At 72.4% G+C, this 25,232-nt stretch carries 25 protein-coding genes; 15 read left to right on the forward strand and 10 right to left on the reverse strand.

The features are described from left to right. Positions 1 to 390 precede the first annotated feature (390 nt). The 13 genes from ABEE00_RS15210 to ABEE00_RS15265 all read left to right on the forward strand — a co-directional run bounded on the left by ABEE00_RS15210 (position 391) and on the right by ABEE00_RS15265 (position 13,032). Positions 391 to 2,253 (forward strand): ABC-ATPase domain-containing protein, encoded by a 1,863-nt coding sequence (locus ABEE00_RS15210; RefSeq protein WP_451918583.1) that lies wholly within the window; start codon positions 391 to 393, stop codon positions 2,251 to 2,253. Positions 2,254 to 2,321: 68 nt separating this feature from the next. Next, complete coding sequence (locus ABEE00_RS15215) at positions 2,322 to 2,978, forward strand: GNAT family N-acetyltransferase (RefSeq protein ID WP_345745990.1); 657 nt, start codon at positions 2,322 to 2,324, stop codon at positions 2,976 to 2,978. 169 nt (positions 2,979 to 3,147) lie between these two features. Beyond that, positions 3,148 to 3,231 (forward strand): putative leader peptide, encoded by an 84-nt coding sequence (locus ABEE00_RS35820; protein ID WP_309471194.1) that lies wholly within the window; start codon positions 3,148 to 3,150, stop codon positions 3,229 to 3,231. A 177-nt stretch (positions 3,232 to 3,408) separates the two neighbouring features. Then, the gene (locus ABEE00_RS15220; protein ID WP_345745991.1) at positions 3,409 to 5,100 is read left to right on the forward strand and encodes a nitrite/sulfite reductase; all 1,692 of its coding nucleotides are present in this window, start codon (positions 3,409 to 3,411) and stop codon (positions 5,098 to 5,100) included. After that, on the forward strand, positions 5,097 to 5,282 hold the full coding sequence (locus ABEE00_RS15225; protein ID WP_345745992.1) for a hypothetical protein: 186 nt from the start codon (positions 5,097 to 5,099) through the stop codon (positions 5,280 to 5,282). The genes ABEE00_RS15220 and ABEE00_RS15225 overlap by 4 nt, the downstream gene beginning before the upstream one ends. Further along, entirely contained in the window at positions 5,279 to 6,013 is a 735-nt protein-coding gene (locus tag ABEE00_RS15230) for a phosphoadenylyl-sulfate reductase (protein ID WP_345745993.1), read from the forward strand. Before ABEE00_RS15225 ends, ABEE00_RS15230 begins: the two co-directional genes overlap by 4 nt. A 41-nt stretch (positions 6,014 to 6,054) precedes the next feature. Continuing rightward, on the forward strand, positions 6,055 to 6,639 hold the full coding sequence (gene cysC / locus ABEE00_RS15235; RefSeq protein ID WP_345745994.1) for an adenylyl-sulfate kinase: 585 nt from the start codon (positions 6,055 to 6,057) through the stop codon (positions 6,637 to 6,639). Continuing rightward, entirely contained in the window at positions 6,636 to 7,589 is a 954-nt protein-coding gene (gene cysD, locus ABEE00_RS15240; RefSeq protein ID WP_451918584.1) for a sulfate adenylyltransferase subunit CysD, read from the forward strand. The genes cysC and cysD overlap by 4 nt, the downstream gene beginning before the upstream one ends. Before the next feature lie 2 nt (positions 7,590 to 7,591). Continuing rightward, complete coding sequence (locus ABEE00_RS15245; RefSeq protein ID WP_345745995.1) at positions 7,592 to 8,956, forward strand: sulfate adenylyltransferase subunit 1; 1,365 nt, start codon at positions 7,592 to 7,594, stop codon at positions 8,954 to 8,956. Between the two features lie 237 nt (positions 8,957 to 9,193). Next, a complete protein-coding gene (locus tag ABEE00_RS15250; RefSeq protein ID WP_345745996.1) occupies positions 9,194 to 10,309 on the forward strand; it encodes an ABC transporter substrate-binding protein in 1,116 nt (371 codons plus the stop codon). A 73-nt stretch (positions 10,310 to 10,382) separates the two neighbouring features. Beyond that, complete coding sequence (locus ABEE00_RS15255) at positions 10,383 to 11,204, forward strand: ABC transporter ATP-binding protein (protein WP_345745997.1); 822 nt, start codon at positions 10,383 to 10,385, stop codon at positions 11,202 to 11,204. Further along, positions 11,191 to 12,219, forward strand: coding sequence for an ABC transporter permease (locus ABEE00_RS15260; RefSeq protein WP_345745998.1), 1,029 nt, complete (start codon positions 11,191 to 11,193; stop codon positions 12,217 to 12,219). Before ABEE00_RS15255 ends, ABEE00_RS15260 begins: the two co-directional genes overlap by 14 nt. A gap of 42 nt (positions 12,220 to 12,261) precedes the next feature. Next, complete coding sequence (locus tag ABEE00_RS15265; RefSeq protein WP_345745999.1) at positions 12,262 to 13,032, forward strand: sirohydrochlorin chelatase; 771 nt, start codon at positions 12,262 to 12,264, stop codon at positions 13,030 to 13,032. Positions 13,033 to 13,099: 67 nt separating this feature from the next. Here ABEE00_RS15265 and ABEE00_RS15270 read toward each other — a convergent pair whose 3' ends face one another. The 6 genes from ABEE00_RS15270 to ABEE00_RS35825 form a co-directional block, all read right to left on the reverse strand. Next, positions 13,100 to 13,570: a winged helix-turn-helix domain-containing protein gene (locus tag ABEE00_RS15270; RefSeq protein WP_345746000.1), complete on the reverse strand. Its 471-nt coding sequence runs from the start codon at positions 13,568 to 13,570 to the stop codon at positions 13,100 to 13,102. Between the two features lie 35 nt (positions 13,571 to 13,605). Continuing rightward, positions 13,606 to 14,514 (reverse strand): TauD/TfdA dioxygenase family protein, encoded by a 909-nt coding sequence (locus tag ABEE00_RS15275; RefSeq protein ID WP_345746001.1) that lies wholly within the window; start codon positions 14,512 to 14,514, stop codon positions 13,606 to 13,608. 28 nt (positions 14,515 to 14,542) lie between these two features. Beyond that, positions 14,543 to 15,436, reverse strand: a complete 894-nt coding sequence (locus ABEE00_RS15280; protein WP_345746002.1) for an ABC transporter permease — start codon at positions 15,434 to 15,436, stop codon at positions 14,543 to 14,545. Further along, complete coding sequence (locus tag ABEE00_RS15285) at positions 15,433 to 16,323, reverse strand: ABC transporter ATP-binding protein (RefSeq protein ID WP_345746003.1); 891 nt, start codon at positions 16,321 to 16,323, stop codon at positions 15,433 to 15,435. Before ABEE00_RS15285 ends, ABEE00_RS15280 begins: the two co-directional genes overlap by 4 nt. Further along, positions 16,320 to 17,423, reverse strand: a complete 1,104-nt coding sequence (locus ABEE00_RS15290) for an ABC transporter substrate-binding protein (RefSeq protein ID WP_345746004.1) — start codon at positions 17,421 to 17,423, stop codon at positions 16,320 to 16,322. Before ABEE00_RS15290 ends, ABEE00_RS15285 begins: the two co-directional genes overlap by 4 nt. Before the next feature lie 253 nt (positions 17,424 to 17,676). Continuing rightward, a complete protein-coding gene (locus tag ABEE00_RS35825) occupies positions 17,677 to 17,730 on the reverse strand; it encodes a hypothetical protein (protein WP_451918597.1) in 54 nt (17 codons plus the stop codon). On the opposite strand from ABEE00_RS35825, the gene ABEE00_RS15295 reads away from it, so the two are divergent. Continuing rightward, entirely contained in the window at positions 17,707 to 17,862 is a 156-nt protein-coding gene (locus ABEE00_RS15295; RefSeq protein ID WP_345746005.1) for a hypothetical protein, read from the forward strand. The genes ABEE00_RS35825 and ABEE00_RS15295 overlap by 24 nt on opposite strands. A gap of 212 nt (positions 17,863 to 18,074) precedes the next feature. Here the strand turns inward: ABEE00_RS15295 and ABEE00_RS15300 are convergent, their stop codons facing one another. From ABEE00_RS15300 to ABEE00_RS15310, 3 genes are all read right to left on the reverse strand, one after another. Further along, positions 18,075 to 18,623, reverse strand: a complete 549-nt coding sequence (locus ABEE00_RS15300) for a DUF1697 domain-containing protein (protein WP_345746006.1) — start codon at positions 18,621 to 18,623, stop codon at positions 18,075 to 18,077. A gap of 68 nt (positions 18,624 to 18,691) precedes the next feature. Then, positions 18,692 to 19,945: a macrolide family glycosyltransferase gene (locus ABEE00_RS15305; protein ID WP_345746007.1), complete on the reverse strand. Its 1,254-nt coding sequence runs from the start codon at positions 19,943 to 19,945 to the stop codon at positions 18,692 to 18,694. An 89-nt stretch (positions 19,946 to 20,034) separates the two neighbouring features. Further along, positions 20,035 to 21,288, reverse strand: a complete 1,254-nt coding sequence (locus ABEE00_RS15310) for an SAV2148 family HEPN domain-containing protein (protein WP_345746197.1) — start codon at positions 21,286 to 21,288, stop codon at positions 20,035 to 20,037. A gap of 261 nt (positions 21,289 to 21,549) precedes the next feature. On the opposite strand from ABEE00_RS15310, the gene glgX reads away from it, so the two are divergent. Then, positions 21,550 to 23,685 (forward strand): glycogen debranching protein GlgX, encoded by a 2,136-nt coding sequence (gene glgX, locus ABEE00_RS15315; RefSeq protein WP_345746008.1) that lies wholly within the window; start codon positions 21,550 to 21,552, stop codon positions 23,683 to 23,685. A gap of 70 nt (positions 23,686 to 23,755) precedes the next feature. Here the strand turns inward: glgX and ABEE00_RS15320 are convergent, their stop codons facing one another. Then, complete coding sequence (locus ABEE00_RS15320; RefSeq protein WP_345746009.1) at positions 23,756 to 25,174, reverse strand: MFS transporter; 1,419 nt, start codon at positions 25,172 to 25,174, stop codon at positions 23,756 to 23,758. Between the last annotated feature and the right edge of the window lie 58 nt (positions 25,175 to 25,232).

Raw genomic sequence — 25,232 nt, forward strand, 5'->3', positions numbered from 1 at the left:
GACGCCCTCCACAGCAGACCGGAACACCGCAGCGGAAAGCCCCACAGGCACGCTGCCGGGCAAGGGGCGGCCGCAGGCGCGAAGCGTCGGAGGCCGCCCCGCAAGACACAAGGCATCCGGAACCACCCACCCGAATCCCGCCGCAGCGAAAGGCGACCACAGACGGAGGCCGTCGGCGGTCAAGACGCGAAGCGACCGAACACCACAGCGGAACGCAAGAAAGAAGCAGGCGGCGACCACAGCGAAAAGGAACAAGCATCGGCGCCGCACCGCGCAGCGGCCCGCAGCGGCCCGCAGCGGCCCGTTTGCCGAGGCCCAAGGCGTACCGGGAAGATGGAGCATTCGGCAGAAGCCGGCGAACGCGAACCCAGCGCAGAAAGAGGCCACGCAGTGCGACGCTCCGGACCCGGACACGGCGGTCACGGCGGATACGGCGGCCAGGGCGGACAGGGCGGCCGGCGCGGCGGCGACCGCGGCTATCGCGGCGGCGGCCCCCGCAGGGGCGGCCCCCACGGCGGACACCGCGAGCAGGAGGTGCGCGAGCACAGGCCGCGCGGCCCGCGGCAGGGGCTCTCGGACGAGCTGCGGCAGCTCGACGGCGGGCAGTACGGGCGCTACAAGGGCCTGGTCGGCGAGTGGCGGATGCCCGGCGGCTGGACGCTGGAGCTGGTGCGCGCGCAGTCCGACCCGTACGCGCCGCCGGCCCGCGCTGCCCTCCACGTACCCGGTGAGCTGGCCGGCTTCGAGCCGGACCTGTGGTCGGACGCGGTACGCCGCCGTGCGCTGGCCAGTCGTCTCGCGCGGGAGGCCAGGCAGGTCGCGAAGGGCGAGCGCGCCGTGCAGATCGACGCGGGCGGCCAGGAGGTGCTGGACCGCAGCTCGTGCACGGTGAGCGGGGAGGACGGATCGGTCACGCTGCGGCTCGGCGCCGCGCTGCCGGGCAACGGGCGGCGCATCGACGGGCGCGCGGCGCAGCGCCTGCTGTGCGAGCTGCTCCCGCGGATCGCCGAACGGGCGCTGCGCCAGGACGCGTTGGACCCCGCCGAGGTGCGCCGCTTCGTGGAGACGGTCGAGGACTCGCACGCGCTGCGCGAGGCGCTGGCGCCGCGCGGGCTCGTCGCGTTCGTGGCGGACGGCGCGGTGCTGCCGCGCCGCAGCGGCGTGGACGACCGGCCGGCCTCGGGCGAGGGCGTGGTGGCCTTCTCCGCTCCCGAGGAGCTGCGCGTGACCGTTGACCTGCCGCACGCGGGCGCGGTGACCGGCATGGGCGTGCCCGAGGGCGTGAGCCTCGTGGTCGGCGGCGGCTTCCACGGCAAGTCGACGCTGCTCCGCGCGCTGGAGACCGGCATCTGGGACCACGTTCCGGGTGATGGACGGGAGTTGGTCGTCTCGCGCGCCGACACGGTGAAGCTGCGCGCGGAAGACGGGCGCCGTGTGGAGCGGGTGGACGTGCACGCCTTCGTGGACCACCTGCCGACGGGCTCGGACACCTCGGACTTCTCCACCGACAACGCCTCGGGCTCCACCTCGCAGGCCGCCTCGCTGTGCGAGGCCGTCGAGGCGGGCGCGAAGGTGCTGCTCATCGACGAGGACACGGCGGCCACGAACCTGATGATCCGCGACGCGCGGATGCAGGCCCTGGTGGCGAAGGAGCGCGAGCCGCTGACGCCGCTGGTCGACTCCGTACGCTCGCTGCACCGCGACCACGGGGTGTCCACGGTGATGGTGATGGGCGGCTCGGGCGACTATCTGGAGGTCGCCGACCGGGTGCTGATGATGGACGCGTACCAGCCCTCGGACGTCACCAAGCGGGCCCGCGAGGTCGCCTCGGTGCCCACCGGGCGGCGCGCGGAGGCCGAGCACTTCCCGGCCGTGGTGCACCGCAGGCCCGACCCGGACTCGCTGGACTCGACCGCGCGCGGCCGTACGCGGCTGAAGGCGCGCGGCGAGGACGCGCTGACCTTCGGTGACCACGAGGTGGACCTGCGGGCCGTGGAGCAGATCTCCGACCCGCGGCAGGTCGTGGGCATCGGACACGCGCTGGAGGTGCTGGTGCGGCGCGGTTTCGCGGACGGGAGGCGCACCCTGTCCGAGGCGCTGGACCTGCTGGACGGCGAGCTGCTGGGCGAGCAGGGCGACGGCGGGGTGGCCGAGCTGCTGTCGGTGCGGGACGAGGACTTCGCGGTGCCGCGCCGCTTCGAGACGGCCGCCGCGCTGAACCGCCTGCGCGGGCTGCGGATGCTCCGCGACTGAGCCGCGCATGCCGCGCGACTGCTGAGCGACGGAACGGGCGCGCCCGGCGGGTGGTTGAGTAGGGGCCCATGAGCAGCGAGACCTCGACCTCCGCCGGGCACACCGGAGCGCCCGCGACCCGCACGGTGACCGTCTGGTACCTGGAGCAGACCGACCCCGGGGACCTCTCCCCCGCCCGTATTCCGGACACTTCGTCCGCGATACGGATCGAACGGGCCGAGGTGCCCAGCCCCGAGTTCAGCCGCTTCCTTTATACGGCGGCGGGCGGAGACGTCACCTGGACCGACCGACTGCCGTGGACGTACGCGCAGTGGCGGGCCTTCCTGGAGCGGCCCGGCGTGGAGACGTGGGTGGCGTACGACCGTGGCACGCCCGCCGGCTTCATCGAGCTGAACGCGGCGAGGGAAGACCGCACGCAGCAGGATCAGCGGGAGGGCAACGGCGAAGGCGCCGTGGAGATCAGCTACTTCGGGCTGCTCCCCGCGTTCCGCGGCCGCGGACTCGGCGGCCACCTGCTGTCGTTCGGCACCGCGCGGGCCTGGGACCTGGCGGAACGCTGGCCCGGGCACCCGCGGACGCGCCGGGTGTGGGTGCACACCTGCAGCGACGACGGGCCGCACGCGATGGCCAACTACCGCGGACGCGGCTTCCGGCTGTACGACACCCGCACCGAGGAGGAGCCGTACACCCCGGCTCCCGGACCCTGGCCTGGCGCACAGCGCTGAGCACTCCGCCGAGCACGGCCCCCGTACGCATCTGCCCACTCCCGCACACCGCCGGGGCAAACCTCGGCGGTGTGTGACCGGCACCACATTGTCTCGGCATCCGGGACAGATCTGTCCGCATTTCGGAAAGCAGTGGACTGCCATCTCACGCGCGTGCAACGCTTCCGTCATGTCTCGAGCTGGAATCGCCTTGGTGAGTCGACGCCACGTCGACCTCGGCCGCATGTCCAGCGCCATCTGTCCGGCGGGCTGACAGTCACAGCACCGCCGTTGACCCGAGCCGCCCCCGAGACCCCGGGCGCGCGCTCTTCCCGCCTGACCTGACCTGCCGCACCTGACGCGGTACGCGTGTGCCCAGTGCCCGTGTGCCGTGCACGGCGTCCTACCCCGACGACCCCGCGCCCGCCGCCGTCCGCCCGAAGGATCACCCATGGCCGACTCATCCGACCGTCCCGCTCCCGCCCGCCGCAAGGCCGGACGCCACCGCGGCGAGGGCCAGTGGGCCAAGGGCCACCTGACCCCGCTCAACGGCAACGAGCAGAACAAGAAGGACGACGACGGTCTCAATGTGCGGACCCGCATTGAGACGATCTACGCGCACCGGGGCTTCCAGTCCATCGACGGCGCCGACCTGCGCGGCCGGATGCGCTGGTGGGGCCTCTACACCCAGCGCAGGCCCGGCATCAGCGGCGGCAAGACCGCCGTGCTGGAGCCGGAGGAGCTGGAGGACGAGTTCTTCATGCTGCGCGTCCGCATCGACGGCGGGCAGCTCACCACCCAGCAGCTCCGGGTGATCGGCGACATCTCGCAGGAGTTCGCGCGCGGCACCGCCGACATCACCGACCGGCAGAACGTCCAGTACCACTGGATCAGGGTCGAGGACATGCCGGAGATATGGCGCCGTCTGGAGGGCGTCGGGCTCTCCACGACCGAGGCCTGCGGCGACACCCCGCGCGTCGTGCTGGGCTCGCCGGTCGCGGGCATCGCCGAGGACGAGATCATCGACGGCACCCCGGCGGTGGAGGAGATCCATCGCCGCGTGGTGGGCAACCCCGCGTACTCGAACCTGCCGCGGAAGTTCAAGACGGCCGTCTCGGGCTCGCCGCTGCTGGACGTCGCGCACGAGATCAACGACGTGGCGTTCGTGGGCGTGGAGCACCCCGAGTACGGGCCCGGGTTCGACGTCTGGGTCGGCGGCGGGCTCTCCACCAACCCGAAGATCGGCGTGCGTCTCGGCGCATGGGTGCCCGTCGAGGACGTGCCGGACGTGCACGAGGGCGTCGTGAAGATCTTCCGCGACTACGGCTACCGGCGGCTGCGCACCCGCGCCCGCATCAAGTTCCTGGTCGCCGACTGGGGCCCGGAGGAGTTCCGCCGGGTGCTGGAGGAGGAGTACCTGCTCCGGAAGATGGCCGACGGCCCGGCCCCGGAGAAGCCCCTCCAGCAGTGGCGCGACCACGTGGGCGTGCACAAGCAGAAGGACGGGCGGTACTACGTGGGCTTCGCGCCGCGCGTGGGCCGGGTGGACGGCGCGACCCTGAGCAAGATCGCGGATCTCGCCGAGGCGCACGGCTCGGGCCGTGTGCGCACCACCGTCGAGCAGAAGATGATCGTCCTCGACGTGCCGGAGGAGCAGCTCGACTCGCTGCGCGAGGGCCTGGCGGCGCTGGACCTGACCAGCTCTCCCTCGCCGTTCCGGCGCGGCACCATGGCCTGCACCGGCATCGAGTTCTGCAAGCTGGCCATCGTGGAGACCAAGGGCCGCGGCTCCTCGCTCATCGACGAACTGGAGCGCAGGCTCCCGGACTTCGACGAGCCGGTCACCATCAACCTCAACGGCTGCCCCAACTCCTGCGCCCGCATCCAGGTCGCGGACATCGGTCTCAAGGGGCAGCTCGTCACCAACGCCGAGGGCGAGCAGGTCGAGGGCTACCAGGTGCACCTGGGCGGCTCGCTCGGCATGGAGCCCGGCTTCGGCCGCAAGGTGCGCGGGCTGAAGGTCACCGCCGACGAACTCCCCGACTACATCGAGCGCGTGCTGCGCGCCTTCCAGGAACAGCGCGAGGACGGCGAGCGGTTCGCCCAGTGGGCGGCCCGCGCCGAGGAAGGGGCCCTCAAGTGAGCGAGCGCGCCGCGCCGTTCTACTGCCCGTACTGCGGCGATGAGGACCTGCGCCCCTCCGAGGAAGGCCCGGGCGCCTGGGAGTGCTCCGCCTGCAACCGCGCGTTCCGCCTGAAGTTCCTCGGGCTGCTGGCCTCCGGGCTGCGCCGCGAGGACCCCACCGAAGGGGGCACCACCGCATGACCACCGCACAGCAGAAACAGGCAGCACAGAACGGCACACCAACGGGCTCCCCCGAGGAGCTGAAGCGCCTCGCCGAGCAGGCGGGCCGCGATCTGGAGGACGCCGGCGCGCTGGACGTGCTGCGCTGGGCGGCCGACACCTTCGGGCACCGCTTCTGCGTCACCTCCTCCATGGAGGACGCCGTCGTCGCGCACCTCGCCTCGCGGGTCTTCCCCGGCGTGCGCGTGGTGTTCCTGGACACCGGCTACCACTTCCCGGAGACCCTCGGCACCAGGGACGCGGTCGAGGCCGTGCTGGACGTCGAGGTGATCACGCTGACGCCGCGTCAGTCGGTGGCGCAGCAGGACGCCCAGTACGGGCCGAAGCTGCACGACCGCGACCCCGACCTGTGCTGCGCGCTGCGCAAGGTGCGGCCGCTGGAGGAGGGGCTGCGGGAGTACGACGCGTGGGCGACGGGTCTGCGCCGTGACGAGTCGCCGACGCGCGCGGATACGCCGGTCGTCGGATGGGACGAGAAGCGCCAGAAGGTGAAAATCTCCCCGATCGCCCGTTGGAGCCAGCAGGACGTGGAGGACTACGTGGCCGAGCACGGCGTCCTCACCAACCCGCTGCTGCACGACGGCTACGCGTCGGTGGGCTGCGCGCCCTGCACCCGGCGCGTGCTGGAGGGCGAGGACGCGCGGGCCGGACGCTGGGCCGGACGCGGCAAGACCGAGTGCGGACTGCACTGAGCGCCGGGCACGCGGGGCCGGGCCGGGACGGGCGAGCAGACATGAGTGGACGAACAGGCAGGGAGCGGGAGATGGGCGGCGCCGCCAACGGCGAGCTAGGGGCGACGGTGTGGCTGACCGGGCTGCCCAGCGCCGGGAAGACCACGATCGCGTACGCGCTGGCGGAGGAGCTGCGCGGCGAGGGGCGCCGGGTGGAGGTGCTGGACGGCGACGAGATACGCACCTTCCTCTCCGCCGGACTCGGCTTCTCCCGGACCGACCGTGACACCAACGTGCAGCGCATCGGCTTCGTCGCCGAGCTGCTCGCCTCGCACGGGGTGACCGTGCTGGTGCCGGTCATCGCCCCGTACGCCGACAGCCGCGAGGCGGTGCGCAAGCGCCACCAGGCCGAGGGCACCGGCTACGTCGAGGTGCACGTGGCCACTCCGGTGGACGTGTGCTCCGAGCGCGATGTGAAGGGCCTGTACGCGAAGCAGGCGGCCGGCGAGATCAACGGGCTCACCGGCGTGGACGACCCGTACGAGGCGCCCGAGCACCCGGATCTGGTGATCGAGGCGCACCGGCAGGACGTGAGGGAATCCACCGCGGCGCTGCGCGCGCTGCTGGCTGAGAGGGGACTGGCGTGACGACCGCTGCGAGCACCCACGCGGCCGGCGGGCTGGGGAATCCGGACGACAGCCCGTTCGCGCTGTCGCACCTGGACGCCCTGGAGTCGGAGGCGGTGCACATCTTCCGCGAGGTGGCCGGGGAGTTCGAGCGCCCGGTGATCCTCTTCTCGGGCGGCAAGGACTCCATCGTGATGCTCCACCTGGCGCTGAAGGCGTTCGCGCCGGCGCCGCCGCCCTTCGCGCTGCTGCACGTGGACACCGGGCACAACTTCCCCGAGGTGCTGGAGTACCGGGACCGGGTGGTGGCCGAGCACGGGCTGCGCCTGGAGGTCGCCTCCGTACAGGAGTTCATCGACCGGGGCGAGTTGAAGGAGCGCCCTGACGGGACCCGCAACCCGCTGCAGACCGTTCCGCTGCTGCACGCCATCGAAGAGGGCCGCCACGACGCGGTCTTCGGCGGCGGTCGGCGGGACGAGGAGAAGGCACGCGCCAAGGAGCGCGTCTTCTCGCTGCGCGATGAGTTCGGCGGCTGGGATCCGCGCCGCCAGCGTCCCGAGCTGTGGCAGCTCTACAACGGCCGCCACTCGCCCGGCGAGCACGTCCGTGTCTTCCCGCTGTCGAACTGGACCGAGCTGGACGTGTGGCAGTACATCGCCCGCGAGCAGGTCGAACTCCCGGCGATCTACTACGCGCACGAGCGCGAGGTCTTCGCGCGCTCCGGCATGTGGCTGGCCCCCGGCGAGTGGGGCGGCCCCAAGGACGGCGAGACGGTCGAGACGCGCAAGGTCCGCTACCGCACCGTCGGCGACATGTCCTGCACCGGCGCCGTGGACTCCGACGCCGACACCATCGAGAAGGTCATCACCGAGATCGCCGCCTCCCGGCTGACCGAGCGCGGCGCCACCCGCGCCGACGACAAGCTGTCCGAGGCGGCCATGGAAGACCGCAAGCGCGAGGGGTACTTCTAGAGATGTCCACTTCCCAGCCCACCCCCGCCGCCGTCGAGGAGGCCCTCGCGGCCACCTCGCTGCTGCGCTTCGCCACCGCCGGATCCGTCGACGACGGCAAGTCCACGCTGGTCGGACGGCTGCTGCACGACTCCAAGTCGGTGCTCTCCGACCAACTGGAGGCCGTGGAGCGCGCGTCCACCGCGCGCGGCCAGGAGGCCCCCGACCTCGCGCTGCTCACCGACGGCCTGCGCGCCGAGCGCGAGCAGGGCATCACCATCGACGTGGCCTACCGCTACTTCGCCACCCCGAAGCGCCGGTTCATCCTGGCCGACACCCCGGGGCACGTGCAGTACACCCGCAACATGGTCACCGGCGCCTCCACGGCCGAGCTGGCCGTGGTGCTGGTCGACGCGCGCAACGGCGTGGTCGAGCAGACCCGCAGGCACGCGGCGGTCGCGGCCCTGCTGCGGGTGCCGCACGTGGTCCTCGCGGTCAACAAGATGGACCTCGCCGGCTACGACGAGGCCGTCTTCGCGCGCATCGCCGCCGAGTTCACCGAGTACGCCACCTCGCTGGGCGTCCCCGAGGTGACCGCGATCCCCATCTCGGCGCTGGTCGGCGACAACGTGGTGACCCCCTCCGCGAACATGGACTGGTACGGCGGCCCCACGGTGCTGGAGCACCTGGAGACCGTCCCGGTCACGCACGACCCGAGCGACGAGGTGGCCCGCTTCCCCGTCCAGTACGTGATCCGCCCGCAGAGCGCCGAGCACCCGGACTACCGGGGGTACGCGGGCCAGGTGGCCTCCGGCGTGCTGCGCGTGGGCCAGCGGGTGACCGTCCTGCCCTCGGGCCGTACGAGCACGATCACGGGGCTCGACAAGCTGGGCGAGAGCGTCGAGGTGGCCTGGGCTCCGCAGTCGGTGACCGTGCTGCTGGCCGACGACCTGGACATCTCGCGCGGCGACAGCATCGTCCCGGCCGACGCCACGGTCGAGCCGACCCAGGATCTGACCGCCACCGTCTGCCACTTGGACGACTCGCCGCTCAGGCCGGGCGCGCGGGTGCTGCTCAAGCACACCACCCGCACGGTCAAGGCGATCGTGAAGGAGATCCCCTCGCGGCTCACGCTGGACGACCTCTCCCAGCACCCCGAGCCCGGCGAGCTGGTGGCCAACGACATCGGCCGCGTGGTGCTGCGCACCTCCGAGCCGCTGCCCGTCGACCACTACGCCGACTCCCGCCGCACCGGCTCCTTCCTGCTCATCGACCCCTCCGACGGCACCACGCTGACGGCGGGCATGGCCGGGCACGCCTTCGCCGAATCGGCGCGGGCCGCCGCGGCGCAGGCGCTCCAACCCGACGACGAGGGCTGGGACTTCTAGAGATGACCCTGCACACAGAGGCGTTCTCGACGTTCGACCAGACGGGCGGCCGGATCGGCTCCGGGGCGCGCGGAAGCGGCCAGGGCGGAGTGGGCCGATGCGCCCGCTGACAGACGGGCACCTGTGCCCGGCGGCGTACGGGCCGCTGCGCCCGCTCACCGCCGCGGCACACCCCGTACGTCCGCTCCGCTCCCCCGCAGTCCGCCGCTCTTCCGTCCCGCACGAGAGGACCCCTCTGTGTCATCCACCCGCCGCGCCCCGCGCCTCGTATTCGCCGCCGCCGTAGCGCTGCCCCTGCTGCTGACGGCGACCGCCTGCGGCTACGGCTCCCAGGCCGTCAAGAAGGACACGGGACCGGCCGCCGCCGGCGGCGAGAAGGTCGACGGCCTCGACAAGGTGCGCATCGGCTACTTCGCCAACGTCACCCACGCCACCCCGCTCGCCGGCCTGCGCGACGGCGGCGAGATACCGAAGGAGCTCGGCGGTACGAAGGCCGTGCCGCAGGTGTTCAACGCGGGCCCCGCCGCGATCGAGGCGCTGAACGCCAAGGCCGTGGACATGACGTGGGTCGGTCCCTCGCCCGCCATCAACGGCTATGTGCAGTCCGGCGGCAAGGACCTGAAGATCGTGGCCGGCGCCACCTCGGGCGGCGCCTCGCTGGTGGTGAACCCGAAGAAGATCAAGTCGCTGGACGATCTCAAGGGCAAGACCATCGCCACCCCGCAGCTCGGCAACACCCAGGACGTGGCGCTGCTCCACTACCTCAAGGGCAAGGGCCTGAAGGTGGACGCGGAGACCGGCAAGGGCGACGTCTCCGTGCTGCGGCAGGACAACAAGGAGATCCCGACCACGTTCTCGCAGGGCGGCATCGACGGCGCCTGGGTGCCGGAGCCCACCGCGTCCAAGATCGCGGACAAGGGCGGCAAGAAGCTGCTGAACGAGAAGAAGCTGTGGCCGAAGGGCAAGTTCGTCACCACCAACCTCGTGGTGCGGCAGGACTTCCTGAAGAAGCACCCGAAGGCCGTGGAGGCGGTGATCCGCGGTTCGGTGAAGGCCAACGCGTGGATCAAGGGCCATCCGGCCGACGCGAAGAAGGCCGTCAACGCGAAGCTGGCCGCCAACGGCGGCTCGCTGCCCCCGAAGGTCCTCGACCCCGCCTTCAAGGACATCGAGGTCACCGACGATCCGCTGGCCTCCACGCTCGACCGGGAAGCGGAGAACGCCCGCGGCACCGGCCTGCTCAAGAAGTCGGCCGACCTCAAGGGCATCTACGACCTCACGCTGCTCAACAAGGTGCTGAAGGGCGAGGGGAAGCCCGCAGTCGACGACGCCGGCCTCGGCGCCGGGAGCTGACAGCACCGCGTACGCACCGCCGTACCCCGTCCCACGCGCCTTTCCGTCCGCACCACCTTCCGGAGGTGAAGCGATGCCCACCGCACCGCTCCTCAGCAAAACCCCGGCAGAAGCCGAGGTGCCAGCGCAGCAGGCCCCGCACGACGCCGGGTTCGCCGCCCGCCTCGACGGCGTCTCCAAGTCCTTCGGCCGGGACGGCGCCCGGCAGCTCGTGCTGGACGACATCAGCCTCGATGTCGCGCCCGGCGAGTTCGTGACCCTGCTCGGCGCCTCGGGCTGCGGCAAGTCCACGCTGCTCAACCTCATCTCCCGGCTGGACACGCCCACCTCGGGCGCCATCGAGGTGCCCGGCGGCCGGCCCGCGCTGATGTTCCAGGAGCACGCGCTGTTCCCGTGGCTGACCGCGGGCCGCAACATCGAACTGGCCCTCAAGATGCGCGGCGTCCCCAAGCAGGAGCGCCGCGGCGAGGCCGAGCGGCTGCTGGAGCTGGTGCGGCTCAAGGGCGCGCACCGCAAGCGGGTGCACGAGCTGTCCGGCGGCATGCGGCAGCGCGTCGCGCTGGCCCGCGCGCTCGCGCAGGACAGCCAACTGCTGCTGATGGACGAGCCGTTCGCGGCGCTGGACGCCATCACGCGGGACGTCCTGCACGAGGAGCTGACCCGCATCTGGTCGGAGACCAACGTGTCCGTCCTCTTCGTCACGCACAACGTGCGCGAGGCCGTGCGGCTCGCGCAGCGCGTGGTGCTGCTCTCCTCCCGCCCCGGGCGCATCGCCCGCGAGTGGGACGTGGACATCCCGCACCCGCGCCGCATCGAGGACGCCGATGTGGCCCACCTGTCCCTTGAGATCACCGAACAGCTCCGTGGGGAGATCCGCCGCCATGGCCAGCACTGAGACCACGCCGGCCGACGGGACGCCCGCGCCCGGCTCCGAAGACAGCTCCGGGAACGGCGAGGCCGCCGCCGACGGCACGGCCGTCACCGGGAGCACGAGCGCCCAGGACTCCAAGGCCGGCAAGGACTCCAAGGCCGCCCAGGACACCAAGAACGGCAACGGACTCGCCGATCTCGGCGCGGGCCTCGACGTCCTGGACACGCACGCCGCGCCGCGCAGGACGCTCGGCGAGGTGCTGCGCGGCAAGGTGCTCCCGCCGGTCATCGCCGTCGTCCTCGTCCTCGCGCTGTGGCAGCTCGCGTACGCACTGGAGCTCAAGCCGCACTCGGCGCTGCCCAGCCCGGCGGACGTGGCCGGGTCGCTGCGCCAGAAGTGGCTGGAGGGCACGCTCCTCGGCTACGTCTGGAACAGCATCTCGCGCGGCGCGCTCGGCTTCGCCGTGGCGCTCGTCGCGGGCACCGTGCTGGGCCTGACGGTGGCGCGGGTACGTCCCGTACGCGCGGCGATCGGGCCGATCCTGTCCGGGCTCCAGTCGCTGCCCTCGGTGGCCTGGGTGCCGGCCGCGATCATCTGGTTCGGCCTGACCGACGCGACCATCTACGCCGTGGTGCTGCTCGGCGCCGTGCCCTCCATCGCGAACGGCATCGTCGCGGGCGTCGACCAGATCCAGCCCATGCACCTGAGGGCGGGCAAGGTCATCGGCGCGACCGGTCTGCGCGGGGTGTGGCACGTCCTGCTGCCCGCCGCGCTGCCCGGCTACATCGCGGGCCTGAAGCAGGGCTGGGCCTTCTCCTGGCGCTCCCTGATGGCGGCCGAACTCATCGCCCAGTCCCCCGACCTGGGCACGGGCCTCGGCCAGCTCCTCGACCAGGCCCGGATGCAGCAGGACATGTCGCTGGTCCTCTCCGCCATCCTCCTCATCCTCCTGGTCGGCATCGGCATCGAACTGCTCATCTTCGCCCCGGTCGAACGCCGCGTACTCCGCAACCGCGGCCTCCTGGCCTCGGGGCACTGAGCGTCCAGCACACGGCGTACGTAGGAGAACGAGGAAAGCACCATGCACCATCCGGCCCCCGGACCCGCACTCGTGGTCATCGCGCACGGCAGCCGCGACCCGCGGCACGCAGCGACCGTCGCCGCGCTCTGCGCGCGGGTGCGGGAGCTGCGGCCCGGGCTGCGGGTGGAGGTCGGCTACCTCGACTTCGACGTGCCGTCGGTGCGGGGCGCGCTGGAGGGCCTGTACGCGGAGGGGGTGCGCGAGGTCGTGGCGCTCCCCCTCCTCCTGACCAGGGCCTTCCACGCGAAGACCGACATACCCTCGGTGCTGTCCGAGGTCACAGCGCGGCTGCCGGGCCTGTCGGTGCGGCGGGCGCCGGTGCTGGGTCCGCACGCGCTGCTGACCCGTGCGCTGGAGCGGCGGCTGTACGAGGCCGGGCTGCGGCCCGGTGACGAACCGTCCACCGGGGTCGTGCTGGCCTCGGCGGGCTCCTCAGACCCGGAGGCGATCGCAGTGATCGCAGATGTCGCGCGGGAGTGGCGGCGTACCACTGGCTGGTGCGCCGTGCGGCCTGCGTTCGCCTCCGCATCCCTCCCCCGCACGGCCGACGCGGTCCGCGCCCTGCGCGCCGACGGCGTGGACCGCGTAGCCGTCGCCCCGTACGTGATAGCCCCGGGCTTCCTCCCCGACCGCATCGTGTCCGGAGCGGAGTCGGCCGGCGCCGACACCCTGGCCGACGTCCTGGGCCCGGCCCCTGAACTGGCCGAACTCCTGGTGCTGCGCTACGAACAGGCAGCGGCAGAGCACCACTTCGGCCTCACGGCGGCGTAAAGGCCGACCGAGCCCGCGACCCCTGACCCGCCTCAGCGGGTCAGGGGTCGCTCTTTGCGAGGACCACTCACGGCGTCCCCGGCACGAACTTGTAGCCCACCCTTCGTACGGTGACGATCTGGCGGCGGTGGGCGGGGCCCAGCTTGCGGCGGAGGCGGGCGATGTGGACGTCGACCGTGCGGCCGTCTCCGATGTGGCTGTAGCCCCACAGCGTGCTGACCAAGTGGTCGCGGGAGTGCACGCGGTGCGGGTTGGCCACGAAGTGGGCCAGCAGCTCGAACTCCAGGTAGGTGAGGTCGAGTTGCACGCCGTCGACCTCGGCGATGTGCCGCTCGGTGTCGATGTGCACGCCGCGGCCCGGCGACGGGGCGGGCGAGGGAGCAGGCTCGGGGACCAGGGTCTCCGGCACGTGCGTGACCGGGCGGACCTCCGCTCGCGTACCGGTGGGGGCGAGGAGTTCCGCGGGATCGGTGCCTTCGGGTACCAGCACCAGGTAGCCCACGAGCGGGGGTTCGGGCGCGAGGGCGGTGGGAGCCATGGCGGGGTTCTCTCCTTAGGGCGTGGTGGGGGGCGTCAGGCGACGGCGGGTGTGTAGTGCTCGGCGTGGTCGCCCTCCACGGCGTAACTGGCCGAGCCGTCGGTGCCGACCGGCACGTCGCCGGCCACCGTGACCCGGTGCAGCCGCCGCGGCAGGGTGCCGTAGTCGTCGGGCGCGTAGTGCTGGGTGATCCGGTTGTCGAAGAGGACCAGGTCGCCGGGCGCCCACAGGATCCGCACCAGGTTCTCCGGCCGGGTCACGTACGACTGGAGGATGCGCAGCAGGTCGCGCGACTCGGACGGGCCGAAGCCCACCAGGCTCTGCGCGAAGCCGCCGATGAACAGCCCGCGCTCGCCGCTCTCCGGGTGCACCCGCACCACCGGATGCGCGGTCTTCCACTTCGTGGAGGTGAAGACGCGCCGGTGCTCGGCGGCCTTCTCGTTCTTCGGCGCCGCGTAGTCGTGGTCGTTGGTGTGGACGGCCCACAGCCTGTCGGCGAGCTCGCGCAGCGGCTCGGGCAGGTCGCGGTAGGCGGCGGCCGCGTTGGCGATCAGCGTGTTCCCGCCGTACGGGGGCACCACGATGCTGCGCAGCGTGCTGGCCTTGGGCGGCGTGCGCACGAAGGTCACGTCGGTGTGCCAGTGGTTGGCGCGCACCCCCGAATCGCCGTCCACGGGGAGGATGTTGGGCCGGCCCTCGACGGACGGGACGGTCGGGTGGGCCTTGGTCAGCTCGCCGAAGTAGGAGGCGAAGCGGAGCTGCTGCGCGTCGTCCAGGTGCTGGTCGCGGAAGAGCAGCGCCTTGTGCTCCAGCAGCGCGCCGTTCAGGTGCCGTACGAGGGAGGCGTCGAGCTCGCGGGTGAGGTCGACGCCCAGCACCTCGGCGCCGATGCGCCCGCCTATGCGGCGGACGTCGTAGCCGGTGCGGTCGGTGGTGTCGGTCATGGGGTTTCCCTTCCTGCGCTGCGGCGGGTCAGGCGGTGCGCCAGGAGGAGACCCGGCGTTCGAGGAGGACGAGGAGCTGGTTGAAGCCGACGCCGACGGCCGAGATGGTGAGGATCCCCGCGTACATCTGCGGAATGGCGAAGTTGAACTGCGAGTTGTTGATCAGGAAGCCGAGCCCGGCCTTGGCGCCGACCATCTCGGCGGCGACCAGCACGAGGATCGCGGTGGCGCCCGCCAGTCTGATGCCGGTGAAGATCACCGGTACGGAGGCGGGCACGATCACCTTCTGGAAGAGCCGCAGCGGCGGAAGGTTCAGCGAGGCGGCGAGCCGCAGCAGCGTGGGGTCCACGGTGCGCACGGCGCTGATGGTGTTCAGCAGCACCGGCCAGGTGCACGCGTACAGCACGATGGACACCTTGGAGGTCTCGCCGATGCCGAGGAGCAGCACGAACACCGGCAGCAGGGCGAGCGCCGCGGTGTTGCGGAAGAGCTCAAGGAGGGGGCTGAGGAAGTCGGCGACGGGCCGGTACCAGCCGATGAGCAGCCCCAGCGGCACCGCCACCAGCACGGCCAGCGCGAATCCCGCGAGCGAGCGCCCGAGGCTGGCCTGCGCGTCCTCCAGCAACTGGCCCTCCACCAGCAACTCCCACCAGGCGGCGGCCACTTCGGAGAACGGCGGGAGGAAGGTGCGGTCGGCCAGGTTGAGCCGGGGCGCGGCCTCCCACACGGCGAGCAGCGCCAGCACGGCCGCGCTGCGGGTGAGGGCACGCAGCAGCGCACCGCCCACGACGGCGGGCACGCCGCGGCGGTCCCGCTCCGCCTCGGGTGGGGCGGGCTCGGCGACGGCTTCCTCGGTTGCGGGCTTCTCCGGCGCGGTGCCCTGCGACGCGTTCTTCTCCGGTGCGGTCAGCGTGCTGCTCATGCCGCGGCCACCTCCTCCTCGCCCACCGGCGCCTGCTGCCGCCGCGCGGTGTCGATCTCGTCGTGCAGCAGCTCCCAGATGCGGTGCCGGTAGGCGGCGAACTCCGGGCTCGAGCGCAGGTCCTCGGCCTCCGTACGCCCCTCGATCCCGATCCGCACGGTCTCCTTCACCCGCCCGGGCCGCGAGGTCAGCACCGCGACGCGCTGGCCCAGATAGACGGCCTCGTCGATGCCGTGGGTGATGAACACGATGGTCTTCCCGGTCCGCTCCCAGATGCGCAGCAGCTCGTCCTGGAGGGACTCGCGGGTCTGCGCGTCGAGCGCGCCGAACGGCTCGTCCATGAGCAGTACGTCGGGGTCGTACGCGAGACTCCGGGCGATCGCGACGCGCTGCCGCATGCCGCCGGACAGCTCGTGCGGATGCCGGTCGGCGAAGCCTCCGAGGCCGACCAGGGCGAGCGCCTCGCGGGCGCGCTCCGCACGCTGCCGGCGCGGCACCCCGGTGGCCTCCAGGCCGAACTCGACGTTGCCGAGCGCCGTGCGCCAGGGCAGCAGCGCGTACTGCTGGAAGACGATGCCCCGGTCCAGGCCGGGCCCGGTGACCGGTTCGCCGTCCAACAGGATGCGGCCGCTGGTGGGGGTGTCGAGCCCGCCGAGGAGGTCGAGCAGGGTGGACTTGCCGCAGCCGCTGGGGCCGACGAGCACGGTGAACTCGCCGGGCGCGATGTCCAGTTCCACGTTCTGGAGCGCCGCGACGGAGCGGTCCCGGGCGCCGCGGCGGAGGCGGCGGCGCGCACCGCCACCACCGGCCGCGAAGGTCTTGCCGACCCGCTCCAGGCGGAGTTTCGGTGTCTGCTGGTCAGGTACGGGATTCGGGGCGCTGCTCATCGGCCGGTGCTCCCTGCGCGGTGGCTGTGGGCGTGGCTCTGGCTGTGGCTCGGGCTGTGGCTCGGGCGGTAGCGGTTGAAGTCGTTGGTGTAGAAGTCCCGGGTGTGGACCGCGTCGGGTTCGATGTCGCCGCGTGCGGAGAGCCAGTCGGCCCAGCGGCTGAGGTCGCGCGCGGCCACCCGGCCGCCGGTGGCCGGGACCCCGTACGACTCCCAGTAGCGCAGCGGATCGGTGTCCTCACTGCGGCCGCGGCGCTTCACGATGCGCACCATGCGGTCCACGACCTCCTCGCGCGGGGTGCGCCTGGACCACTCCAGGGCCTTCGCGACGCCGGTGACGAAGATGCGAGAGGTGTCGGGGTTGGTCTCCAGGAAGCGGTCGGCCATCACATAGGTGCCGGCGCTGAAGCTGCCGAGCAGTTGGTGGTCGTCGAAGAGGGCGCGGATGCCGCCGTGTTCCAGGGCCTTGTCGCGGATGATGTCGCCGAGCGCGGCCACCTCGATCTGGCCCTTGCGGAGCGCCTGTTCGGTGTTGACCGGGGGCAGCGCGACGCGTTCGACCCTGTCGGCCTCGGCCCTGCTGAGCCCCTGCCGCTTGAGGTAGGTGTCGAGCATCGCCTCGGAGTGCGCGCCGAGGGTGTTCATCGCGACGCGCTTGCCGATGAGGTCCCGCGCGGTGCGTACGGGGCTGTCGCGGCGTACGTAGAAGCCGGTGTACCGGTACTTGTCGACCCCGTAGTAGCTGATCACGGCCTTCACGGGGGCCTTGGCCGCGGCCATCTTGACCACCGCGCCGTTGAAGGCGCCGCCGAAGTCGACGTCCCCGGTGGCGGCGGCCTGGATGTCCTGCGGCCCGCTGGTGGTGTTGCCGACCCACCGGAGCCGCACGCCCTTCAGATAGCCGAGGTCCTCGGCGAGTTCGGCGGGCGTAACCGTGCCGGCCCAGCCCTGGTAGCGGACGGTGCGGGTGCGCTGCTGGCCGCCGCCGAGCGCGGTGCCGCACCCGGCGGTCGCGACGCCGGCCGCCGCGGCGCCGAACAGCGCGAGGGTTCTTCTTCTGGAGGTGCCGATGCTGGTTCTGGCGGTGCTGGTGCTGAGCACGAGGGTGTCTCCGCATTCGGTACGCGAAATCGGAAAGCAGGCAGGGGAATTCTGCGAAAGCACGCTCCGGCATTCCGTGGGAGAACCGCGATCGGGTACGCGGAAATCACCACGGAACGGGGGAAGGAAATTCGCGCCGATGCGACCGGAAGGGTTCGGAAGGGTCCGGCCTGCGGGGGGGGGGGGAACTCAGCCGCCCTGCGTCAACGGCAGACGGCGGCGGGCGCGATGAAGATCAGTCGGAGGGCGTGCGTCACGCGCCAGCGGCACAGATGGCGCTGGCGTGCCGTCGCAGATCGACGTGCAGGCGCGCTACGAGTTTCGCGGACTGATTCACAAGAAGGAGCATGCCAGCATTTGGCGTGCAGCGTCAACGTGTTCGTTGCATTTCTCGAATGCCGAACAGCGCGCACCGGGGCCCGAGTTGGCTGAACATTGAACGGCCCGCCGCGCCCCGTGGGGGTGAGGCGCGGCGGGCGACGTTTCGAAACCCTGGCGCAGCGGAACGCGCGGCTCAAGCGCGGCTCGCCGAAGTGTGACGCATACAACGAAGCGGGGATGCCGAGCGCGAGCGGACGGGAACGCTCCGTCGCCGCCCCGGGCACCGGACCCCACAACCGGACCACTACCCCCTTGTCCCCCGGGGCTCGCCTACGTCTCCTCCGCCATCTCCAGCAGCCGGTTGACCGTGCGCCAGTTCCGCCCGGTTGCGGTGAGCCGCGGCCGGAGAGAGGTGAGCGCGGCGGGCAGCCTGCTGCGCCCCATGCCGTCCGGGAAGCGGCAGTACACCGCGCGCCCGACCTGCCGGAACTCGTCCGGCGCGTACGCCGCCGGGTCGAGCGCGTCGAAGTGCCCCGGCTCCGGCGTCTCGTCGAGGAAGAGCACCAGCAGCTTCGCGGGGTCGATGCCCTCCACGTGGAAGGGGCACGCGGCGACCTCGGCGTCCAGCTCGGCGGCGGTGCGCAGCACACACCGCACCTCGAAGCCGAAGTGCCCGGCGAGCGCGCGCTCCAGCCGCTCCCCGGGCTCGGGGTCCGCGGTGCGGAACACCGCGTTGCCGCTCTGCAGATGGGTGCGCACGCCGCCCCACCCGAGCTCCTCGCTCAGCAGCCGCCGCAGCTCCGCCATGGGAACCTTGCGGCGCCCACCGACGTTGATCCCGCACAACAGCGCCACATACACACCCTCGTGACCAGCCATGCGCCGAGCATAGGCGGGGCGGGACGGCCCCGCCCCGCGTCACTCAGGAACCGCTCAGCGCCCCTCGGTCACCGCGCCTCCCTGCTCAGCATCCCCTCGATCACCTCCACCGCCCGCTCCGTTCCGCCCTCCGCGCGGATCTCCTCGGCGATCGCCGCGCAGCGGGCCGCCACCTCCGGGTCGCCGTCCAGCGACTCCAGGGCCGCGCGCAGTGCCGCCGCGTCCGCCTCCTCCTTGGGCAGGTGCCGGGCCACGCCCAGGGACTCCAGCATCGCGGCGTTGCCGGGCTGGTCGGCGGCCTGCGGGACCGCGATCATCGGCGTGCCCGTGAGCAGCCCCTCCCTGCTGCCGCCCGCGCCGGCGTGCGTGACGAACAGGTCGGCCTCCCGCAGCACCGCGAGCTGCGGGACCCACGAGCGCACCTCGAAGTTGCCGGGTACGGGGCCGAGTTCACCGGCGGACACATGGCGGCCGATCTGGAGCACCACATGCCACCCGGGCAGGTCGCCGAACGCCTTCACGCACTCCCGGTAGAAGTCCGGCTCCTTGGTGAACGCCGAGCCGAGCGAGACGAGCAGCACCTTCCCTGCGCCGGCGGGCCGCTGCCACGCGTCCTCGCCGCCCGGCTCGCCCGCGTACAGGCACGGCCCGACGAAGGTGTAGACGCTCTCGTCGACGCGGTCGGCGTGCGGCTGGAGCGCCTTGGGGATCAGTACGAGGGCGCGGTCGGGCTCGCCCATGAAGGTCACCGTGTCGGTGGCGATGCCGTTGCCGTCCAGCCATTCGCGCCACTTGCGCCAGTAGCCGCGCCCCCGTTCCGTACGCCGCAGCTCGGCGAACTTCGGCTCGGCCACCTCTTCCCGGTAGCCGTCCCAGCCGACCATGTGCGCGGTGAGCTGGAGGTGCCGGACGCCCCAGCGGTGCGCGAGCACCCGGGAGGCGAACGAGGCGGAGTCGGCCAGCACCAGGTCGGGAACGTCCCCCGCGTCCTCGCCCCCGCCCTCCCCCTCGTACAGCGCGGCGAGGTGCGGCAGGGACTGGATCGCGTCGTCGAGGAACGGTTCGAGCTGGTCGACGAGTTCGGTGCCCCACTCCTCGGGGTCGGCGTCCGGGGAGGGCAGCGTGGAGGGGAAGACCCTCGGCTCGGCGCCGGTCTCCGCGACGACGCCGGCGAGCGCCTGCGGGACGGCGTAGGTGACCCGGTGGCCGCGCCGCACCAGCTCCCGGACGATCTCCAGGCTCGGCCGCACATGGCCGTGCGCGGCGATGCTGAACATGGCGATGTGCGCGGGGCGTCCCGCACGGGATGAGGTCGTCTGCATGCCGCCGACATTAGGCGAGACGGTTCGTCTCGCTCAATCGAATTGATCCGCCGCCCCGGCGCGCCACCGCGCGCCCGGGAGGAAGGCCCTCAGGAGACCGGCCGGGAGTCCGCCCAGGCCGTCTCGAACTCCTCGCGGTAGACGTCGAAGAGCCCGCTCTGCGCGTCCGCGTCCTGCGGCTTGCCGCGGCCGCCGCCCTCGACCAGATTGCGCCCGCCGCCGCGCAGCACCAGCACCGGCGCCTCCATGCCGCGCACACGGCGCAGGTAGGACTGCACCACCGCGAGCCCGTCGGCACTGTCCCCGTCCACCAGGTACGCGGTGAAGCGCGGCGTCTCGTCGAAGACGTGGATCTCGAAGGCGGCGGTGTCCCGCAGCCTGGCCCGCACGCGGCGCATGTGCAGGATGTTGGTCTCCACGGACCGGCTCAGCTCGCCCTTCTTCAGGCCGAGTTCGCGCTCCCGCCGGCGCACCGCGCTGCTGGCCGGGTTGAGGAACAGCAGCCTGATGCGGCAGCCGGACTCGGCGAGCCGCAGGAGACGCCGGCCCGAGTAGTTCTGCACCAGCAGGTTGAGCCCGATGCCGACGGCGTCCAGCCTGCGCGCGCCGCCGAACAGGTCCTCCGCCGGCAGCCTGCGCTGGAGCCGCACCCGGTCGGAGTGCACCGCCACCACGTCGGCGAACCGGTCGCCCACCAGGTTCTCCACCGCGTCGACCGGCAGCCGCTGCGACATCGGCGACTGGTCCCCCGGCGCGCCCAGCACCTCCAGGAGCTTCGCGCACATGCGCTCGGCCTGCGCGAGGACCGTCTCGGAGAGGGCGCGGTTGCGGGCCACCGCGCTGCGGGCCACCTCCAGCTCGTCCAGGGCGAGTTCCACCTCGCGCCGGTCGGCGAAGTACGGCTCGAAGCACGGCCAGTGCTGCACCATCAGCTCGCGGAGCTGCGGCAGCGTGAGGAAGGAGAGGATGTTGTCGTCGGCGGGGTCGAGCAGATAGCCCTTGCGGCGGCTCACCTCGCGCACGGCGACCGCCCTGCGCACCCACTCCTGCCCCGCGGGTCCGGCCGCGGCGATGACCCACTCGTCGCCGTGTACCGGCTCGTATATCGGGCGCAGGACGGCGGCGACCACGGCGCGCATGCGCTGTTCGACCAGATTGAGCCAGATGTAGGCGCGCCCTGCGCGCTGCGCGCGGGTGCGCACCTCGGCCCACGCGTCGGCGCTCCACTCCAGATCCGCGCCGATCTCCATGGGGCGTGCCAGCGACACCGCCCCGGCAGGCACCTCGGCGGTGTCGCTCTCACCGCCCTCACCTGGGGGGAGCTCAAGTCCTCCCGAGCCCACCTGCGCACCGCCTTCCGGACCCCGCTGTTCGATCAAGGAAGCCTACCGATCCGGGCACCGGACCGCACCCGGAACCCCGGTCAACTCCCGCCGCGGGCAGGGACGGTAGCGCCGCACCGCGCCACGCTCGTGTACGGGGTGCAGGTCGGCGCCCATCCGGGGGAAGATGACGGATGGCTTCGAGTGTGCGGCCCCGCGTACGCAAGGATGCTGCGGTGCAGCCCACGACCGACGGCACCCGCGACAGGAAGAGATGCCCGCATGCAGGTCTGGCCGGGACAGGCGTATCCGCTCGGCGCCACGTACGACGGCGCGGGCACCAATTTCGCGGTGTTCTCCGAGGCGGCGGAGCGCGTCGAGCTGTGCCTCCTGCATGACGACGGCTCCGAAACGGCCGTCGCGCTGCGCGAGTCGGACGCCTTCGTGCGGCACGCCTATCTGCCCGGGGTGATGCCGGGCCAGCGCTACGGCTTCCGCGTGCACGGTCCGTACGAGCCCGAGCGCGGCCACCGGTGCAACAGCGCGAAGCTGCTGCTCGACCCGTACGCGCGCGCTGTCAGCGGCAGCGTCAACTGGGACGAGGCCGTCTTCGGCTACCACTTCGGCTCCCCGGAGCAGCGGAACGATCTGGACTCCGCACCGCACACCATGGCCTCGGTCGTGGTCAACCCCTACTTCGACTGGGGCGACGACCGCCCGCCGCGCACCGACTACCACCACACGGTGATCTACGAGGCCCATGTGAAGGGCCTGACGATGCGGCACCCCGCGCTCCCTCCCGAACTGCGCGGCACCTACGCGGCGCTGGCCCACCCCGCGGTCCTCGACCATCTGACCTCGCTGGGCGTGACGGCGCTCGAGCTGATGCCGGTGCACCAGTTCGTCACCGACCACAGGCTCTCGGAGGCGGGGCTCGCCAACTACTGGGGCTACAACACCATCGGGTTCTTCGCGCCGCACAACTCCTATGCGTCCTGGGGCGACAGGGGCCAGCAGGTGCTGGAGTTCAAGCAGGCGGTGCACGCGCTGCACGAGGCGGGCATCGAGGTGATCCTCGACGTCGTCTACAACCACACGGCCGAGGGCAACCACCTGGGGCCCACCCTCTCCTTCCGCGGCCTCGACAACGCCTCGTACTACCGCCTCGCGGACGACCCCCGCTACTACATGGACACCACGGGCACCGGGAACTCGCTGCTGATGCGGTCGCCGCACGTGCTCCAGCTCATCATGGACTCGCTGCGGTACTGGGTGACCGAGATGCACGTGGACGGCTTCCGCTTCGACCTGGCGGCGACGCTGGCCAGGCAGTTCCACGAGGTGGACCGGCTGTCCTCGTTCTTCGACCTGGTCCAGCAGGACCCCGTGGTCAGCCAGGTGAAGCTGATCGCCGAGCCGTGGGACGTGGGCGAGGGCGGCTATCAGGTGGGCAACTTCCCGCCGCTGTGGACGGAGTGGAACGGCCGCTACCGCGACACCGTCCGCGACCTGTGGCGCGGTCAGCCGCGCACGCTCGCCGAGTTCGGCTCGCGGCTGACGGGATCCTCCGACCTCTACCAGGACGACGGCCGCCGCCCGCTCGCCTCCATCAACTTCGTGACCTGCCACGACGGCTTCACGTTGCGGGACCTCGTCTCGTACAACCAGAAGCACAACGAGGCCAACGGCGAGGGCAACAGGGACGGCGAGAGCTACAACCGCTCGTGGAACTGCGGCGTCGAGGGCGACAGCGACGACCCCGGGGTACGCAAGCTCCGCCGCCGCCAGATGCGGAACTTCCTCGCCACGCTGATGCTCTCGCAGGGCGTGCCGATGCTCAGCCACGGCGACGAGTTCGGCCGCACCCAGGGCGGCAACAACAACGCGTACTGCCAGGACAGCGAGCTCTCCTGGGTCCGGTGGCCGCAGCCGGACGGCGAAGGGGACGACGGGGCCTCGGAGGCGGAGGAGCTGTTCGCCTTCGTACGGGGGATGGTGTGGCTGCGCCGGGAGCACCCGGTGTTCCGGCGGCGCCGCTTCTTCCACGGCCGCCCGGTCGAGGGCACGCACGACGAGCTCTCCGACATCTCGTGGTTCACACCGGAGGGCGAGGAGATGGCGCAGCGCGACTGGCAGGCGGCGCACGCCAACGCGCTGACGGTGTTCCTCAACGGCAGCGCCATCTCCGAGCCGGGCACCCGCGGCGAGCGGATCGAGGACGACTCCTTCCTCCTGATGTTCAACCCGCACTTCGCGCCGCTGGACTTCACCGTCCCCGCCGACCAGGGCCGCCAGTGGCAGGTCGTGGTGGACACGGCCCGCGAGGAACCGCCGGGCGACACCGGGAACAAGGTCCAGGCGGGCGACCGGATCACGCTGACGGACCGGAGCCTGGTGGTTCTCCAGCGGCCCGCGTGAGGCGCTCCGCTCTGGGGGCCCGCGCCGTGTGGGCCCGTTCCGCTGTCACCGCCGGCCACTCGACCGGTGGTCACCCTCCGCTGCGGCGGAGCATGGGGGTGTCCGGCGAAGCGGGGAGCCGCTGCCCCGCGCGAGAACGCGACGCGGCGGTCCCGCCGGGCCTGATCACACACGCGAGCGCGCAGGCCAGCGCGGCGGCACCCACCGCCACGGCGAACGCGGCCGGCGGGCCCGCCGCCTCGGCGAGCGGGCCCGAGAGGGCCAGCGCGAGGGCCTGGCCGCCCACGATCGCGCTGGTCATGAAGGCCATGACCTCCGCCAACCGGCGCTCGTCCGCGGCCCGTTCGGTCAGCCCGAAGAGCGTGATGAGGTGCGGCGCGTACGCGGCGCCCAGCACGACCACCACCGCGTACAGCGCGGGCAGCGACCCCACCACCAGCAGCGGAAGCGCGAGCACCAGCGCCGCGCCGGTCGCCAGCCGCCACCGCAGCGGCAGCGGGACGGACGGCGGCACGGAGGCCATCGCCAGCCCCGCGAACGCGCTCATCACGCCCATCGCCCCGTACACAAGACCGGAGTGCTCGGCCGCGCCCAGGTCGGCGGTCAGCGCAGTGATCCCGGCCTGGCACGCACCGAACATCCCGCCCTGCAAGGCGGCCGAGGCGCGCAGCGCGAGGACGGTGCGCGGGTCGCGATGGGGCGGCTTCCCCTTGCGGGCCCACCCCGCAGGGGCCCGGCCCTTACGGGTCCACCCCGTAGGAGCCGAGCCCTTACGGGACCGCCCCGTAAGGGCTGAGCCCTTACGGGCCCACCCCCTAAGCACCCGCCCCCTAAGGGCCGCGCCCCGTACGGGCCCCTCCCCTACGGGTGCCCGCGCGACCCGCCGCGCCGTCGGATGCAGCGCGAAGGCGGAACCGCACACCGCGAGCAGCGCCGCGGCGAGGATCAGCGCCGCCGCCGGGTGCGCCACGGTCGCGGCCACCCCGACCAGCGCCGGGCCCAGCACGAAGGAGATCTCGTCCAGCGTCCCGTCGAAGGAGAGCGCCGCCGACACGGTGCGCTCGTCGGCCTCGGCGCCGCGCGCCATCGCCACCAGCCTGCTCCGGGACATCGGCCCGACCTGCGGCACGCTCAGACCGGCCAGCAGCGCGATCACGGACAGCGGCACGGTCGGCGTACGCAGGAGCGCGGCGGCCACCAGGGCGGCCACCGCGACGGCGTTCAGCAGCGCGGCCCACAGCACGACGGGCCGCTGCCCGAACCTGTCGGCGAGGCGCCCCACCACGGGACCCCCCACGGTCTGTCCCGCGGCGAGCGCCCCGCCGACGATGCCGGCGGTGCCGAGGCTGCCGCTGGTCGCGGCCACCAGCAGCACGCTGCCGAGCTGGCACATGGCCGTCGGGAGCCTGCCGAGGAAGGACACCACCGGAAGCAGCGGCCCCGAGAAGCCGATCACCGTCCGATAGGTCGCCAGCAGCGCTCCAGCCATCGCCCGAAGCTAACCCGCACGCCTCGGGCACCCGAGGGACAGGACGCACGAAAGCACC

The sequence above is a fragment of the Streptomyces odontomachicola genome, from assembly GCF_039605595.1.
In the GTDB taxonomy this organism is placed as follows: domain Bacteria; phylum Actinomycetota; class Actinomycetes; order Streptomycetales; family Streptomycetaceae; genus Streptomyces.

Bases quoted from the DNA above. Each gene is read 5' to 3' on its own strand.
- ABEE00_RS15215 (WP_345745990.1), top strand. From the start codon at position 2,322: ATGAGCAGCGAGACCTCGACCTCCGCCGGGCACACCGGAGCGCCCGCG.
- ABEE00_RS35820 (WP_309471194.1), top strand. From the start codon at position 3,148: ATGTCTCGAGCTGGAATCGCCTTGGTGAGTCGACGCCACGTCGACCTC.
- ABEE00_RS15220 (WP_345745991.1), top strand. From the start codon at position 3,409: ATGGCCGACTCATCCGACCGTCCCGCTCCCGCCCGCCGCAAGGCCGGA.
- ABEE00_RS15230 (WP_345745993.1), top strand. From the start codon at position 5,279: ATGACCACCGCACAGCAGAAACAGGCAGCACAGAACGGCACACCAACG.
- cysC (WP_345745994.1), top strand. From the start codon at position 6,055: ATGAGTGGACGAACAGGCAGGGAGCGGGAGATGGGCGGCGCCGCCAAC.
- ABEE00_RS15245 (WP_345745995.1), top strand. From the start codon at position 7,592: ATGTCCACTTCCCAGCCCACCCCCGCCGCCGTCGAGGAGGCCCTCGCG.
- ABEE00_RS15255 (WP_345745997.1), top strand. From the start codon at position 10,383: ATGCCCACCGCACCGCTCCTCAGCAAAACCCCGGCAGAAGCCGAGGTG.
- ABEE00_RS15260 (WP_345745998.1), top strand. From the start codon at position 11,191: ATGGCCAGCACTGAGACCACGCCGGCCGACGGGACGCCCGCGCCCGGC.
- ABEE00_RS15265 (WP_345745999.1), top strand. From the start codon at position 12,262: ATGCACCATCCGGCCCCCGGACCCGCACTCGTGGTCATCGCGCACGGC.
- ABEE00_RS15270 (WP_345746000.1), bottom strand. From the start codon at position 13,570: ATGGCTCCCACCGCCCTCGCGCCCGAACCCCCGCTCGTGGGCTACCTG.
- ABEE00_RS15275 (WP_345746001.1), bottom strand. From the start codon at position 14,514: ATGACCGACACCACCGACCGCACCGGCTACGACGTCCGCCGCATAGGC.
- ABEE00_RS15280 (WP_345746002.1), bottom strand. From the start codon at position 15,436: ATGAGCAGCACGCTGACCGCACCGGAGAAGAACGCGTCGCAGGGCACC.
- ABEE00_RS15285 (WP_345746003.1), bottom strand. From the start codon at position 16,323: ATGAGCAGCGCCCCGAATCCCGTACCTGACCAGCAGACACCGAAACTC.
- ABEE00_RS15300 (WP_345746006.1), bottom strand. From the start codon at position 18,623: ATGGCTGGTCACGAGGGTGTGTATGTGGCGCTGTTGTGCGGGATCAAC.
- ABEE00_RS15305 (WP_345746007.1), bottom strand. From the start codon at position 19,945: ATGCAGACGACCTCATCCCGTGCGGGACGCCCCGCGCACATCGCCATG.
- glgX (WP_345746008.1), top strand. From the start codon at position 21,550: ATGCAGGTCTGGCCGGGACAGGCGTATCCGCTCGGCGCCACGTACGAC.
- ABEE00_RS15320 (WP_345746009.1), bottom strand. From the start codon at position 25,174: ATGGCTGGAGCGCTGCTGGCGACCTATCGGACGGTGATCGGCTTCTCG.